Origin of the sequence: Pseudomonas nitroreducens TX1 (assembly GCF_000313755.1) — a bacterium.
Taxonomy (GTDB): Bacteria; Pseudomonadota; Gammaproteobacteria; order Pseudomonadales; family Pseudomonadaceae; genus Pseudomonas; species Pseudomonas nitroreducens_A.
Genome location: NZ_AMZB01000123.1, coordinates 47,345 through 61,911 on the forward strand (window position 1 = coordinate 47,345; position 14,567 = coordinate 61,911).

Annotated in this window: 13 protein-coding genes; all 13 read left to right on the plus strand. The window is 64.9% G+C overall.

Annotated elements, in window-relative coordinates; translation table 11 throughout:
* The first annotated feature begins 242 nt into the window (after positions 1-242).
* The 13 genes from C167_RS0120945 to fliI all read left to right on the plus strand — a co-directional run bounded on the left by C167_RS0120945 (position 243) and on the right by fliI (position 14,537).
* Positions 243-1,691: a flagellin gene (locus C167_RS0120945; RefSeq protein WP_017520264.1), complete on the plus strand. Its 1,449-nt coding sequence runs from the start codon at positions 243-245 to the stop codon at positions 1,689-1,691.
* A 78-nt stretch (positions 1,692-1,769) separates the two neighbouring features.
* Positions 1,770-2,120 carry a flagellar protein FlaG gene (locus tag C167_RS0120950; RefSeq protein WP_017520265.1) on the plus strand — a complete coding sequence of 117 codons (351 nt, stop codon included), beginning with the start codon at positions 1,770-1,772 and terminating at the stop codon, positions 2,118-2,120.
* 83 nt (positions 2,121-2,203) lie between these two features.
* A complete protein-coding gene (fliD, locus tag C167_RS0120955; protein WP_017520266.1) occupies positions 2,204-3,646 on the plus strand; it encodes a flagellar filament capping protein FliD in 1,443 nt (480 codons plus the stop codon).
* Between the two features lie 123 nt (positions 3,647-3,769).
* Positions 3,770-4,150 carry a flagellar export chaperone FliS gene (gene fliS, locus C167_RS0120960; RefSeq protein WP_017520267.1) on the plus strand — a complete coding sequence of 127 codons (381 nt, stop codon included), beginning with the start codon at positions 3,770-3,772 and terminating at the stop codon, positions 4,148-4,150.
* A gap of 14 nt (positions 4,151-4,164) precedes the next feature.
* Positions 4,165-4,461, plus strand: coding sequence for a flagellar protein FliT (locus C167_RS0120965; protein ID WP_017520268.1), 297 nt, complete (start codon positions 4,165-4,167; stop codon positions 4,459-4,461).
* Between the two features lie 265 nt (positions 4,462-4,726).
* Positions 4,727-6,202 (plus strand): sigma-54 dependent transcriptional regulator, encoded by a 1,476-nt coding sequence (locus C167_RS0120970; RefSeq protein ID WP_017520269.1) that lies wholly within the window; start codon positions 4,727-4,729, stop codon positions 6,200-6,202.
* A gap of 123 nt (positions 6,203-6,325) precedes the next feature.
* Positions 6,326-7,555 carry an ATP-binding protein gene (locus C167_RS0120975; RefSeq protein WP_017520270.1) on the plus strand — a complete coding sequence of 410 codons (1,230 nt, stop codon included), beginning with the start codon at positions 6,326-6,328 and terminating at the stop codon, positions 7,553-7,555.
* A gap of 5 nt (positions 7,556-7,560) precedes the next feature.
* A complete protein-coding gene (gene fleR / locus C167_RS0120980; RefSeq protein ID WP_017520271.1) occupies positions 7,561-8,970 on the plus strand; it encodes a sigma-54-dependent response regulator transcription factor FleR in 1,410 nt (469 codons plus the stop codon).
* A gap of 271 nt (positions 8,971-9,241) precedes the next feature.
* Positions 9,242-9,571 (plus strand): flagellar hook-basal body complex protein FliE, encoded by a 330-nt coding sequence (gene fliE / locus C167_RS0120985; protein WP_017520272.1) that lies wholly within the window; start codon positions 9,242-9,244, stop codon positions 9,569-9,571.
* A gap of 19 nt (positions 9,572-9,590) precedes the next feature.
* On the plus strand, positions 9,591-11,384 hold the full coding sequence (gene fliF / locus C167_RS0120990) for a flagellar basal-body MS-ring/collar protein FliF (RefSeq protein WP_017520273.1): 1,794 nt from the start codon (positions 9,591-9,593) through the stop codon (positions 11,382-11,384).
* The gene (fliG, locus tag C167_RS0120995; protein ID WP_017520274.1) at positions 11,377-12,393 is read left to right on the plus strand and encodes a flagellar motor switch protein FliG; all 1,017 of its coding nucleotides are present in this window, start codon (positions 11,377-11,379) and stop codon (positions 12,391-12,393) included. Before fliF ends, fliG begins: the two co-directional genes overlap by 8 nt.
* A gap of 1 nt (position 12,394) precedes the next feature.
* Positions 12,395-13,192 (plus strand): flagellar assembly protein FliH, encoded by a 798-nt coding sequence (gene fliH / locus C167_RS0121000; protein ID WP_017520275.1) that lies wholly within the window; start codon positions 12,395-12,397, stop codon positions 13,190-13,192.
* Positions 13,182-14,537, plus strand: a complete 1,356-nt coding sequence (fliI, locus tag C167_RS0121005; protein ID WP_017520276.1) for a flagellar protein export ATPase FliI — start codon at positions 13,182-13,184, stop codon at positions 14,535-14,537. The genes fliH and fliI overlap by 11 nt, the downstream gene beginning before the upstream one ends.
* Positions 14,538-14,567: the final 30 nt, after the last annotated feature.

A 14,567-nucleotide genomic window follows, 5' to 3' on the forward strand; every position in this document is an offset into this window, starting at 1 on the left:
TTCGCGGACGGTGCAAGACCTGACGCAATGGTTGGAATGTCGCCCCGGCAGGTCGTTGGAATGCGTCGCGAAGTGCGTTCAATGTCTTGAAAAACAAGGGGAAAAAAAACTTCCCGTTTTTCGCTAAAGCTCTTCGCGGCAACGCCGATAAACAGTACGAATGCGAATTCTTGGTGTCCCTGAGCAAGCAGGCCGAGATCTCGCAAGCTCAGGAACTAACAGGACCTCTGAAGGAGACCATCATGGCCCTTACCGTCAATACCAACATTGCTTCCCTGAACACCCAGCGCAACCTGAACGGTTCGTCGAACGCGCTGAGCACCTCGCTGCAGCGTCTGTCCACCGGTAACCGCATCAACAGCGCCAAAGACGACGCCGCCGGCCTGCAGATCTCCAACCGTCTGTCCAACCAGATCAGCGGCCTGGGCGTTGCCACCCGTAACGCCAACGACGGTATCTCCCTGGCGCAGACCGCTGAAGGTGCCCTGCAGCAGTCCACCAACATCCTGTCGCGTATTCGTGACCTTTCCCTGCAGTCCGCCAACGGCTCCAACAGCGACGCCGACCGCGCTGCCCTGCAGAAGGAAGTGTCCGCCCAGCAGGCTGAACTGACCCGTATCGCCGACACCACCACCTTCGGTGGCCGCAAGCTGCTCGACGGCTCCTTCGGTACCTCCAGTTTCCAGGTCGGTTCCAACGCCTACGAAACCATCGAGGTGAGCCTGCAGAACGCATCGGCCAGCGCCATCGGCTCCTACCAGATCGGTAGCGAAGGTGCCGGCACCGCCGCCACCGCAGCCGGCACCTCCAGCGCCTCGGGCGTTGCAGGCGGCGCAATCAACCTGGTGGGCGGCGGTCAGGCCAAGACCATCACCACCGCCGCTGGCGCCAGCGCCAAGGACATCGCCGAGCAGTTCGACGGCGCCATCCCGAACCTGTCTGCTCGTGCCCGTACCGAGTTCACCGCCGACGTTTCCGGCGTGACCGGCGGCTCGCTGAACTTCACCGTTCAGGTCGGCAGCAACACCGTCAACCTGGCTGGCGTAACCTCCACCCAGGACCTGGCTGACCAGCTGAACTCCAACGCTTCGAAACTCGGCATCACCGCCAGCATCGACGACAAGAACGTGCTGACCGTCACCTCCGCCACCGGCGAGAACGTGACCTTCGGCGCCAACACCGGTACCGCTACTGCGGGTTCGGTGAACGTCAAGGTGATGGGTTCGGACGGCAAGCTCGAAGCTACCGCCCACGATGCCCTGACCGCGGCCAACGCCAAGATCACCGGCTACGTCCAGCTGAACTCGCCGACCGCCTACTCGGTCAGCGGTGCCGGCAGCGCCGAAGTGTTCGGTAACTCCTCCGCCGCGCAGAAGAGCACTGTCGCCAACATCGACATCTCCACCGTGGAAGGTGCCCAGAACGCCATCGCGGTGATCGACAACGCCCTGGCCGCGATCGACTCCCAGCGTGCCGACCTGGGTGCCGTACAGAACCGCTTCGACAACACCATCTCCAACCTGACCAACATCTCCGAGAACGTCGACGCTGCCCGTAGCCGCATCAAGGACACCGACTTCGCCTCGGAAACCGCCACCCTGTCGAAGAACCAGGTTCTGCAACAGGCCGGCACCGCGATCCTGGCTCAGGCCAACCAGCTGCCGCAGTCTGTACTCAGCCTGCTCCGCTAACGGTTGGCGGATCTTCGATCCGACCGCAGGAGGAAGGGGCAACCCTTCCTCCTTTTTGCCTTTTCGAAGGAGTGAACGATGGACGTTGGAAACATAGCCGGACTTCCGGCGTTCAAGGGGACGAATCGCACCGACTCCGCGGTTCCCGCCACCAGCACCGCTGCGGCGCAGGATGGCGAGGCGCGCCCGGTGGAGCAGAAGGATTCGCGCGCACGCCTGGACGACGCCGTGTCGGACATCCAGAAGCATGTGCAGAGCGTGCGTCGCAACCTGAACTTCAGCATCGACGACACGACCGGCGATGTGGTGGTAAAGGTCATCGACGGCGACTCCGGCAAGGTGGTGCGGCAAATTCCTTCCGAGGAAGTGCTGAAACTTGCCGCTCGACTCGACGACATACGCAGCCTGATGTTCGAAGCCCAGGCGTGACGGGCAGTTCACAGAGCTGGTACGGCAATTGCTCTAATCTGGTGATTGGATAGCGCCGAACAGATTTTTGACGGAGGTGGAAGATGGCTGGTATCACGGGACTGGGTTCGGGACTCAACATCGACAATATCGTCACCGCGCTGGTGAATGCCGAGAAGACTCCCAAGCAGAACCAGATCGATGCCCTCGAGAAAAAGACCACCACGCAGATCACCGCGATCGGTGGGCTCAAGAGCGCCATCAGCACCTTCCAGACCGCCCTGGGGAAACTCAACACCCTGACGCAGTTCCAGGCGCGCAGCTTCACCTCGTCCAACACCGATGTGCTCAAGGGCAGTGCGACCGAGAAGGCTGCCGCGGGCACCTATCAGATCCAGGTCGAGCAACTGGCCGCCAGCAGCAAGGTGGCCCTGGGCGCCGTTCCGGCAACCTCGACCTCGACCTTCAACAGCGGCACCCTGAAAATCTCCGTGGGTGACGTCAATCTCGACGACATCACCATCGACAGCAGCAACAACAGCCTGGCCGGCGTTCGCGACGCGATCAACAAGGCCGGCAAGGACAAGGGCGTCACCGCGACCATCGTCAACGATGCGCAGGGTTCGCGCCTGGTGGTGTCCAGCAACAAGACCGGTGAAGGCAAGGACATCAAGATTCAGGCCGTCGACAGCGGCGCGGGGGGTACCCAGGCCCTGAGCAAACTGGCCTTCGACCCGGCCAGCGCGCCCGATCTGTCCAAGCTGACCGACGCCCAGAAGGCCAACGGCGACGGCGGTTTCATCACCCATGCGCAGAGCGCTCTGCTGACGGTTGATGGTCTGGAGATCAAGAGCGACTCCAACAGCGTGTCCACCGCCATCGAAGGCGTGACCATCGACCTGAAGACCAAGACCGAAGTCGACAAGCCCGTGACGCTGACCATCGACCTGGACCGGACGACCGTCAAGAACAACATCAAGTCCTTCGTCGACGCCTACAACACCCTGGTCAGCTTCGTGAACACCCAGACCAAGGTGACCAAGGTCGGCGAGGACAAGACGCCGGTGACCGGTGCGCTGGTGGGAGACGCCACTGCGCGTTCGCTGCTGAGCACCGTACGCAACGAGTTGGTCGCCACCCAGGGCGACAGCGACAGCAACATGCGCGTCCTGGCCGACCTGGGCATCACCACCAAGGCCGACGGTACCCTGGAGATCAACAACGACAAGCTGGACAAGGCAGTCGCCAACAACTTCCAGGACGTCGCCAATCTGTTCACCGGTGACAAGGGCCTGGCCACCCGCCTGGACTCCAAGCTCAAGGCGTACACCGATACCAACGGCATCCTCGACCAGCGCAACAGCATCCTGCAGAAGACTCTCAACAGCGTCGACGATCAGCAGGCAGCCCTGGACCGTCGCATTACCTCGCTGCAGGAACGTTTGTACAAGCAGTACAACACCATGGACTCCCTGGTCAGCCAGCTCACCCAGACCACCACGAGCCTCACCAGCCAGCTCGCCAGCCTGCCGTTCGCCAAGAGCTGACCCTGACGCCACCGTGGCCCGCTGAAGCGTGGCCGCGGTGAAAAAATCGCAAACTAATCTTCAAGCTCCCGCTTCACTGGCCGATAGCTTGGTCAGTAAGAAAATTTGCAGCAGGAGCCTGCCATGTACGCCATGAAAGCCATGAAGCAATACCAGCAAGTCAGCCTGGAAGCACGCGTCGCCGAGGCGTCGCCGCACGGGCTGATCCAGCTGCTCATGCAAGGTGGCCTGGAGCGTCTGGCCCAGGCCCGTGGCGCTATCGAGCGTGGCCAACGGGCTGAGCGCGGCGAGCTGATCAGCAAGGCCATCGGCATCGTTGGTGGCCTGCGCGAGGCGCTGAACCCCGAAGTGGGTGGCGAGCTGGCCCTGAATCTGGACCGCCTGTATGCGTACATGACCGAGCGCCTGCTGGAAGCCAACCGCAACGGCGATGCGGCGATCCTCGACGAGGTTTCGGGGCTGCTGCGTGAAGTGAAGTCGGGCTGGGACGCCATCGCCGCCTGAAGGAAGGAACAGTCATGAGCCAGGCCATGCTTCAACTCAACGAGACTCGCGCCGCCCTGAGCGACGCCATGCATAACCAGGACTGGGAAGCCATCGGCGACCTCGACCAGAAATGCCGCGAGCAGGTCGAAGTGGCCATGCAGGATGCCGAGCGCGACGAGCAGGCCCTGCGCGAAACCATGGAACAGCTGCTGGCGCTGTACGCCGAACTGGTCCAGGTGTGCACCGCCCAGCGCAGCGCTATCGGCGCAGAACTGACCGCGGTGAATCGCTCCAGCAAGGGTGCCAAGGTCTACCAGATGTTCGGCTGATCCGTCCGGATCGACCTTCCCTGGGCGGTGATCGGCCAAGTGTCGGTGGTCACCGCCTTCGCTTCGAACTACGCTCCTCTTCAATTGCCATGACGGGGATCAACACCCTTCGTCGGGCGTCATCAAAAAAAACACGCCATAAATTTGACTCGAGCCACAAATTTGACTTAACTAGTGGCCAAATGCTGGCTAGCACGGGGAAATTGTGCTGAGGCCAGATCGTGTCAGCCGCCGTAGTACGGCCAGCCCGGGATGACAAGCTAAGATGTGGCGCGAAACGAAAATCCTCGTGATCGACGACAACCAGGACCGCTGCCGGGACCTCTCGGTGATCATCAGCTTCCTGGGCGAAGACCAGCTGTCCTGCGGCAGCCGCGACTGGCGGCAGATCGTCGACCCGCTGCCCAACGGCAGCCGCGACGTCCTCTGCGTTCTGGTCGGCGCCGTGGAGAGCAAGGGCGGGGCGCTGGAGCTGCTCAAGCAGCTCGCGGCCTGGGACGAATACCTGCCCGTCCTGCTGATGGGCGAGCCGGTACCCAACGAGTGGCCCGAGGAATTGCGCCGCCGTGTGCTGGCCAGCCTCGAGATGCCGCCCAGCTACAACAAATTGCTCGATTCCCTGCACCGCGCCCAGGTCTACCGCGAGATGTACGACCAGGCCCGCGAGCGCGGCCGCCAGCGCGAACCCAACCTGTTCCGCAGCCTGGTGGGCACCAGCCGTGCCATCCAGCAGGTGCGGCAGATGATGCAGCAAGTCGCCGACACCGACGCCAGCGTGCTGATCCTCGGTGAATCCGGCACCGGAAAGGAAGTGGTCGCGCGCAACCTGCACTATCACTCCAAGCGCCGCGACGCACCCTTCGTGCCGGTGAACTGCGGCGCAATCCCGGCGGAGCTGCTGGAAAGCGAGCTGTTCGGCCATGAGAAGGGGGCCTTTACCGGCGCCATCACCAGCCGCGCCGGGCGCTTCGAACTGGCCAACGGCGGCACCCTGTTCCTCGACGAGATCGGCGACATGCCGTTGCCGATGCAGGTCAAGCTGCTGCGCGTACTGCAGGAGCGCACCTTCGAGCGCGTCGGCAGCAACAAGACGCAGAACGTCGATGTGCGCATCATCGCCGCAACCCACAAGAACCTCGAGAAGATGATCGAGGACGGCAGCTTCCGCGAAGACCTGTACTACCGCCTCAACGTCTTCCCCATCGAGATGGCCCCGCTGCGCGAGCGCGTGGAAGACATCCCGCTGCTGATGAACGAGCTCATCTCGCGCATGGAGCACGAGAAGCGCGGCTCGATCCGCTTCAACTCCGCCGCCATCATGTCGCTCTGCCGTCACGACTGGCCGGGCAACGTGCGCGAGCTGGCGAACCTCGTCGAGCGCCTGGCGATCATGCACCCCTACGGCGTGATCGGCGTGGGCGAGTTGCCGAAGAAATTCCGTCACGTCGACGACGAGGACGAGCAACTGGCGACCAGCCTGCGCGAGGAACTCGAAGAGCGAGCGGCGATCACTGCCGGGCTGCCGGGCCTCGACTCGCCGGCCATGCTGCCGGCCGAGGGCATCGACCTGAAGGACTACCTGGCCAACCTCGAGCAGGGCCTGATCCAGCAGGCACTGGATGACGCCAGTGGCGTGGTTGCCCGCGCCGCCGAACGCCTGCGCATCCGCCGCACCACCCTGGTGGAGAAAATGCGCAAGTACGGCATGAGCCGCCGCGAAGAGGAAATGGCGGAGGATTGACGCCTCCGTCACATTCGTTTTTTCAAGTCATTGAAATATAACGAGTAAATTTTAGGCACGGGGTTTGCTAAGACTCATCCGACCGACAGATTCACGCCGTCGGACGGATGAGGAAAAACCCGCATGATGCCCGCCACCCATCGCCAGACTGAACTCGCTGCCCAGCTTCCTGCAGATCCGCTGCAGGTGCCGGTGGAACAGCAGAGCCGCGCCCATCTGGAGCAGACCTTCGCGCTGTTCAGCCAGATGTCCAGCCAGCTCAACCAGTCCTACAGCCTGCTGGAAGCCCGCGTTACCGAGCTCAAGGGCGAACTCGCCCTGGTCAGCGCGCAACGCATGCAGGAGCTGGCCGAGAAGGAGCGCCTGGCCAACCGCCTGCAAAGCCTGCTCGACGTACTGCCCGGCGGCGTCATCGTGATCGATGGCCAGGGCGTCGTGCGCGACGCCAATCCGGTGGCGGTGGCTCTGCTCGGCAAGCCGCTGGTAGGCATGCTCTGGCGCGAGGTGATCTCCCGCAGCTTCGCCCCCCGTGCTGACGATGGTCACGAAGTTTCCCTGCGCGATGGCCGCCGTGTGTCCATCGCCATCCGCCCCCTGAACGGCGAACCCGGCCAACTGGTGCTGCTCAATGACCTGACGGAAACCCGTCGGCTGCAGGATCAACTGGCCCGTCACGAACGGCTGTCCGCCCTGGGCCGCATGGTCGCATCGCTCGCCCACCAGATCCGCACACCGCTCTCGGCTGCCATGCTCTATGCCGGCCATCTGAGTGAAGGCGAGCTGCCGGTCGAACAGCAGCAGCGTTTCGCCGGCCGGATCAAGGAGCGCCTGCACGAACTGGAAAGCCAGGTGCGCGACATGCTGGTGTTCGCCCGTGGCGAGCTGCCGTTGCCGGATCGCCTGATGCCCAGCCAACTCTTCGCCAGCCTGCGCGCCGCGGCCGAATCCCACGTCGCCGGCCTGAATGTCCGCTGGCAGTGCGATGCCCGCGTGGGCGAACTGCTGTGCAACCGCGACACCCTGGTCGGCACCGTGCTCAACCTGGTGGAGAACGCCATCCAGGCTGCCGGGCGCGATGTGCGCCTGAAGGTGCACCTGTACTCGCGCGACAGCAGCCTGCGCCTGTGCATCAGTGACAACGGCCCCGGCATGAGCGCCGAAACCCTGGCGCGCCTGGGCGAACCCTTCTTTACCACCAAGACCACCGGCACCGGCCTCGGCCTCGCAGTGGTGAAAGCCGTGGCCAAGGCCCACCAGGGCGAGCTGAGCCTGCGCTCGCGCCCTGGTGTCGGCACCTGCGCCACCCTGATTCTGCCGCTGATCGTGGCTCAACCCGTCGTCAACGAGGAGTGATTTCCATGGCCGCCAAAGTCCTGCTGGTCGAAGACGACCGCGCCCTTCGTGAAGCCCTGTGCGACACCCTGTCGCTCGGCGGGCACGATTTCGTCGCCGTGGATTGCGCCGAGGCCGCGCTGCCGGCGCTGGAGAAGGACGCCTTCAGCCTGGTGATCAGCGACGTGAACATGCCGGGCATGGACGGGCACCAGTTGCTCGGCCTGATCCGCAAGCGCTACCCGCAATTGCCGGTGCTGCTGATGACCGCCTACGGCGCGGTTGATCGTGCCGTGGATGCCATGCGCCAGGGTGCCGCCGATTACCTGGTCAAGCCGTTCGAACCGCGCGCGCTGCTGGAACTGGTGGCCCGCCATGCGCTGGGCGCCGTTCCCGCGAGCGCCGGCGAAGGCCCTGTAGCACTGGAGCCGGCCAGCCAGCAGTTGCTGGAATTGGCTGCCCGTGTCGCGCGCAGCGATTCCACCGTGCTGATTTCCGGCGAGTCCGGCACCGGCAAGGAAGTGCTGGCGCAGTACATCCACCAGCAATCGCCGCGCGCCGGCAAGCCCTTCGTGGCCATCAACTGCGCGGCGATCCCTGACAACATGCTCGAGGCCACGCTGTTCGGCCACGAGAAGGGCGCGTTCACCGGCGCCATCGCCGCCCAGCCGGGCAAGTTCGAACTGGCCGACGGCGGCACCATCCTGCTCGACGAAATCTCCGAGATGCCGCTGGCGCTGCAGGCCAAGCTGCTTCGCGTGCTGCAGGAGCGGGAAGTGGAACGCGTCGGCGCGCGCAAGCCGATCAGCCTCGACATTCGCGTGCTCGCCACCACCAACCGCGACCTGCTCGGTGAAGTGGCTGCCGGCCGCTTCCGCGAAGACCTCTACTACCGCCTGTCGGTCTTCCCGCTGGGCTGGCGTCCGCTGCGCGAGCGTCCCGCCGACATCCTGCCGCTGGCCGAACGCCTGCTGGCCAAGTACGCCCGCAAGATGAACCATGCGCCGGTCACCCTGGCCGAAGACGCCCGTGCCGCTTTGCTGGCGCATCCCTGGCCGGGCAACGTGCGTGAGCTGGACAATGCCATCCAGCGTTCGCTGATCCTGCAGCAGGGTGGGCAGGTGCAAGCTGCCGACCTGTGTCTGACCGCGCCCATCGGCCTGGCGCCGCGCCGGCTGCTGTCGGCAGTCCCGACGGCGGCAGCCCAGGCTGCCTGCGTCGAAATTCCGTCACCGGCTCCAGCCGAGGCCGGGCAGTTGGGCGAAGACCTCAAGCGCCGCGAGTTCCAGATGATCATCGACACCCTGCGCAGCGAGCGCGGCCGCCGCAAGGAAGCCGCCGAGCGCCTGGGTATCAGCCCACGCACCCTGCGCTACAAGCTCGCGCAGATGCGCGACGCCGGCATGGACGTGGAGGCTTACCTCTACGCCAGTTGATCGGTGACAGAACACCCCCTCTTGGCCGCATTCGTGCGGGCCTTTTCTTGGCGGCGTGCTCAGGTCAGCTGAAAGCGCTCCTGCAGAAAAGCATTCTTCCGCCGTCGGATTCGGCAGGGGATGGGGCTATCGCTTTTTTCCCTGAAAGGTGCATTCCAGAGCTTTCTTCCGCATTTTCTCCATGCCCTGAAAACCTGGCACCCAAGTTGCAATCCCCTCTGCAAAGCACCGCGCAGTGTCAAAAAACCGCGGTCAGTCGGAGGGGTAAGTGATGAGTCAGGGTATCGAGTTCAATCGTCTGTTGCTGGAAATGCGCTCCATGCAAATGGAGGCCATGGCCAAGGCGAAGACGCAGGCCGCGCCGGTCGAGCCGGGGGCGCCGAGCTTCTCGCAGATGCTTGGCCAGGCGGTGGACAAGGTGAACGGTACCCAGCAGGTCGCCTCCGACATGGCGTCCGCTTTCGAGATGGGGCAGGGCGGTGTCGATCTCACCGACGTGATGATCGCCTCGCAGAAGGCCAGTGTTTCTTTCCAGGCGATGACCCAGGTACGCAACAAGCTCGTGCAGGCGTACCAGGACATCATGCAGATGCCGGTTTGAGCGGCGAGGATCGTAGGTAATGTCCCAAGCCTCCGTTGTTGACAGCCAGGTCCCGGCCAAGGTCGGCGCCGACGCGCCGAAGAAGCCGCTGCTCGGCCTGACGTTCCTCGAGAACCTCGCGGACATGCCGGTGCTGCGCCAGGTCGGCCTGCTGGTCGGTCTCGCCGCGAGCATTGCCATTGGCTTCGGCATGGTCCTGTGGTCCCAGCAGCCGGACTACAAGCCGCTGTACGGCAGCCTCAATGGCGTGGACGCCAATAAGGTAGTCGAGGCGCTGTCCGCTGCCGACATCGGCTACAAGATCGAGCCCAACTCCGGCGCGTTGCTGGTGAAGGCCGATGACCTGGGCCGTGCGCGCATGAAAGTTGCCGGTGCCGGCCTGGCACCCACCGACAGCAACGTCGGCTTCGAGATCCTCGACAAGGAGCAGGCGCTGGGCACCAGCCAGTTCATGGAAGCGACCAATTACCGTCGCGGCCTGGAAGGCGAGCTGGCGCGTACCGTCTCCAGCCTGAACAACGTCAAGGGCGCCCGGGTGCACCTGGCGATCCCGAAAAGCTCGGTATTCGTCCGTGACGAACGCAAGCCCAGCGCCTCGGTGCTGGTCGAGCTGTATCCGGGCCGCACCCTGGAGCCGAGCCAGGTGCTGGCCATCGTCAACCTGGTCGCCACCAGCGTGCCGGAACTGGATAAGTCCCAGGTCACCGTGGTCGACCAGAAAGGCAACCTGCTGTCCGACCAGCAGGAACTCTCCGAACTGACCATGGCCGGGAAGCAGTTCGACTTCACCCGTCGCATGGAAAGCAACTTCACCCAGCGCGTGCACAGCATTCTCGCGCCGGTGCTGGGCAACGGGCGCTACAAGGCCGAGGTCTCGGCCGACGTCGACTTCAGCGCGGTGGAATCCACCTCCGAGTCGTTCAACCCGGACCAGCCGGCCCTGCGCAGCGAGCAGAGCAACAACGAGGAACGGCAGAACAGCAGCGGCCCGCAGGGCGTGCCGGGTGCGCTGTCGAACCAGCCGCCGGCACCGGCCAGTGCGCCGCAGACCACCGGCGGCAGCGCCCCGTCCGACTTCGTCGCGCCGGGCCAGCCGCTGAAGGATGCCAACGGCCAGCCGATCATCGATCCGAAGACCGGCAAGCCGGAGCTCGCCCCGTACCCGACCGACAAGCGCGCGCAGAACACCCGCAACTACGAACTGGATCGCTCGGTGAGCTACACCAAGCAGCAGCAGGGTCGCCTGCGCCGGCTTTCCGTCGCGGTGGTGCTGGACGATCGCGTGATCGCCGATCCGAAGACCGGCGAAGTCAGCCACCAGCCCTGGACCGCCGACGAGCTGGGTCGCTTCACCCGCCTGGTGCAGGACGCGGTAGGCTATGACGCCAGCCGTGGCGACAGCGTCAGCGTGATCAACGCGCCGTTCGCTCCGGAACAGGGCGAAGAAATCGCCTCGCCGCCGTTCTACTCGCAGCCCTGGTTCTGGGACGTGGTCAAGCAGGTGCTGGGCATCGTCTTCATCCTGGTGCTGGTGCTGGGCGTGCTGCGACCGGTGCTGAACAACCTGTCGGGCAACAAGGGCAAGGCCCTGGTGGCCGGCGGCGCTGCAGGCGAAGGCGGCCTGGGCGAGCTGGGCGGCCTGGAGGGCGAACTGTCCGAAGACCGCGTGAGCCTCGGTGGCCCGGCCAGCATCCTGCTGCCCAGCCCGTCCGAGGGGTACGATGCACAATTGAATGCGATCAAGACACTGGTCGCCCAGGACCCGGGGCGTGTTGCCCAGGTAGTGAAGGACTGGATCAATTCCGATGAGTGAAGCCCGCATGAGCGCCAAACTGAACAAGGTCGACAAGGCTGCCATCCTCCTGCTCTCCCTGGGTGAGACCGATGCCGCGCAGGTACTGCGCCACATGGGCCCGAAGGAAGTGCAGAAGGTCGGCGTGGCCATGGCGCAGATGCGCAACGTGCACCGCGAGCAGGTCGAGCAGGTGATGGGCGAGTTCGTCGAGATCGTCGGCGACCAGACCAGCCTGGGCGTGGGCGCCGACAGCTACATCCGCAAGATGCTCACCCAGGCCCTGGGCGAGGACAAGGCGAACAACCTCATCGACCGCATCCTGCTGGGGGGCAACACCAGCGGCCTGGACAGCCTGAAGTGGATGGAGCCGCGCGCCGTGGCCGACGTGATCCGCTACGAGCACCCGCAGATCCAGGCCATCGTGGTGGCCTACCTCGACCCGGACCAGGCCGGCGAAGTGCTCAGTCACTTCGACCACAAGGTGCGCCTGGACATCATCCTGCGCGTGTCCTCGCTCAACACCGTGCAGCCCTCCGCACTCAAGGAACTGAACCTGATCCTGGAGAAACAGTTCGCCGGCAACGCCAACTCCACCCGCACCACCATGGGCGGCGTGAAGCGCGCGGCGGACATCATGAACTACCTCGACAGCTCGGTCGAAGGCGCGCTGATGGACGCCATCCGCGAAGTCGACGAGGACCTGTCCGGACAGATCGAAGACCTCATGTTCGTCTTCGACAACCTGGCCGATGTCGATGACCGCGGTATCCAGGCGCTGCTGCGCGAGGTTTCCTCGGACGTGCTGGTGCTGGCCCTCAAGGGCTCGGACGAGGCGATCCGGGAGAAGATCTTCCGCAACATGTCCAAGCGTGCCGCCGAACTGCTGCGCGACGACCTGGAGGCCAAGGGCCCGGTGCGCGTCAGCGAAGTGGAAGGCGCACAGAAGGAAATCCTCACCATCGCTCGCCGTATGGCCGAATCCGGCGAAATCGTGCTGGGTGGCAAGGGCGGCGAGGAGATGATCTGACGTGGTACCGCCGGCCAAAGACGAAGACAAACTCAGTGAGCTGATCCGAGCGCGCGACGTGTCGGGTTTCGACCGCTGGTCGCTGCCCAGCTTCGACCCGGCGCGCCCGGCCCCCGAGCCCGAGCCGGAACCCGAGCCGGAGGTCGCGGAGCAGCCGCAGATCGAGGAAGTGCCGGAGGAAGAGGTCAAGCCGCTGACGCTCGACGAGCTCGAGGCGATCCGCCAGGAGGCCTACAACGAAGGTTTCTCCACCGGTGAGAAGGACGGCTTCCATGCCGGCCAGATCAAGGCGCGCCAGGAAGCCGACGCGGCGCTGCAACCGCGCCTGCAGAATCTCGAAACCCTGATGTCGCACCTGCTCGACCCCATCGCCGAGCAGGACCAGATGCTCGAGGCGGGCATGCTCAACCTGGTGACCCATGTGGTGCGCCAGGTGGTGCAGCGCGAGCTGGCCACCGATTCGAGCCAGATCCGCCTGGTGCTGCGCGAAGCGCTCAAGCTGCTGCCCATGGGCGCCAGCAACATCCGTATCCAGGTCAACCCGCAGGACTTCGAGTTGGTGAAGGCCCTGCGCGACCGCCACGAGGAAAGCTGGAAGATCATCGAGGACGACGGCCTGCTGCCCGGCGGCTGCCGCATCGAGACCGAACATTCGCGCATCGACGCCACTGTCGAGACGCGCCTGGCCCAGGCCGTGAAGCAACTTTTCGAGCAGCAGCGCGACCAGGCGACCCATGCCCTGGCGCCCGACCTGCACGTGAGCCTCGACGTCATCCAGGACGGCTCCGATGCGTCTTGATCGCGTCAGCTTTGCCCGCCGTCTGCAGGGCTACAGCGACGCCGTGAGCCTGCCGACCCAGCCGGTGGTGGAAGGCCGCCTGCTGCGCATGGTTGGCCTGACCCTGGAGGCCGAAGGGCTGCAGGCCGCTGTGGGCAGCCGTTGCCAGGTCATCAACGACGGCGGCTATCACCCTGTGCAGGTGGAAGCCGAAGTCATGGGCTTCGCCGGCAGCAAGATCTACCTGATGCCGGTGGGCAGCCTCGCCGGCATCGCCCCCGGTGCCCGCGTGGTGCCGCTGCCGGATTCCGGCCGCCTGCCGATGGGCATGTCCATGCTCGGCCGCGTGCTCGACGGCGTCGGCCGCGCGCTGGACGGCAAGGGCGGCATGCGTGCCGAGGACTGGGTGCCGATGGACGGCCCGATCATCAACCCGCTGGCGCGCGACCCGATCCATGAGCCGATGGACGTCGGCATCCGCTCGATCAACTCCCTGCTCACCGTCGGCCGTGGTCAGCGCCTGGGCCTGTTCGCCGGGACCGGCGTCGGTAAATCGGTGCTGCTGGGCATGATGACGCGCTTCACCAAGGCCGACATCATCGTGGTCGGGCTGATCGGCGAGCGGGGGCGCGAGGTGAAGGAATTCATCGAGCACATCCTCGGCGAGGAAGGCCTCAAGCGTTCCGTGGTCGTGGCCTCGCCGGCGGACGACGCGCCTCTGATGCGCCTGCGCGCCGCGCAGTACTGCACCCGTATCGCCGAATACTTCCGCGACAAGGGCAAGAACGTCCTGCTGCTGATGGACTCCCTGACCCGCTACGCCCAGGCCCAGCGCGAGATCGCCCTGGCCATCGGCGAGCCGCCGGCGACCAAGGGTTATCCACCATCGGTGTTCGCCAAGCTGCCACGCCTGGTCGAGCGTGCCGGCAACGGCGAGAAGGGCGGCGGCTCGATCACCGCTTTCTACACCGTGCTCAGCGAAGGCGACGACCAGCAGGACCCGATCGCCGACGCCGCGCGGGGTGTGCTCGATGGTCACTTCGTGCTGTCACGCCGGCTGGCCGAGGAAGGCCATTACCCGGCCATCGACATCGAGGCCTCGATCAGCCGGGTGATGCCCCAGGTCACCACGCCCGAACACCTGCGCGACGCCCAGCGCTTCAAGCAACTGTGGTCGCGTTATCAACAGAGCCGTGACCTGATCAGCGTCGGCGCCTACGTGGCCGGCGGCGATCCGGAGACCGACCTGGCGATCCAGCGCTTCCCGATCATGCGCCAGTTCCTGCGCCAGGCGCTGGACGAAAGCCAGAACCTCGACGACAGCCGCCTGCTGCTGGATGCCGTCGTCAGCGGCAAGGCCGGGTGATGATCAACCTGCACGGTGGCTCCCGTAGGA

Bases quoted from the DNA above. Each gene is read 5' to 3' on its own strand.
- C167_RS0120945 (WP_017520264.1), top strand. From the start codon at position 243: ATGGCCCTTACCGTCAATACCAACATTGCTTCCCTGAACACCCAGCGC.
- C167_RS0120950 (WP_017520265.1), top strand. From the start codon at position 1,770: ATGGACGTTGGAAACATAGCCGGACTTCCGGCGTTCAAGGGGACGAAT.
- fliD (WP_017520266.1), top strand. From the start codon at position 2,204: ATGGCTGGTATCACGGGACTGGGTTCGGGACTCAACATCGACAATATC.
- fliS (WP_017520267.1), top strand. From the start codon at position 3,770: ATGTACGCCATGAAAGCCATGAAGCAATACCAGCAAGTCAGCCTGGAA.
- C167_RS0120965 (WP_017520268.1), top strand. From the start codon at position 4,165: ATGAGCCAGGCCATGCTTCAACTCAACGAGACTCGCGCCGCCCTGAGC.
- C167_RS0120970 (WP_017520269.1), top strand. From the start codon at position 4,727: ATGTGGCGCGAAACGAAAATCCTCGTGATCGACGACAACCAGGACCGC.
- C167_RS0120975 (WP_017520270.1), top strand. From the start codon at position 6,326: ATGATGCCCGCCACCCATCGCCAGACTGAACTCGCTGCCCAGCTTCCT.
- fleR (WP_017520271.1), top strand. From the start codon at position 7,561: ATGGCCGCCAAAGTCCTGCTGGTCGAAGACGACCGCGCCCTTCGTGAA.
- fliE (WP_017520272.1), top strand. From the start codon at position 9,242: ATGAGTCAGGGTATCGAGTTCAATCGTCTGTTGCTGGAAATGCGCTCC.
- fliF (WP_017520273.1), top strand. From the start codon at position 9,591: ATGTCCCAAGCCTCCGTTGTTGACAGCCAGGTCCCGGCCAAGGTCGGC.
- fliG (WP_017520274.1), top strand. From the start codon at position 11,377: ATGAGTGAAGCCCGCATGAGCGCCAAACTGAACAAGGTCGACAAGGCT.
- fliI (WP_017520276.1), top strand. From the start codon at position 13,182: ATGCGTCTTGATCGCGTCAGCTTTGCCCGCCGTCTGCAGGGCTACAGC.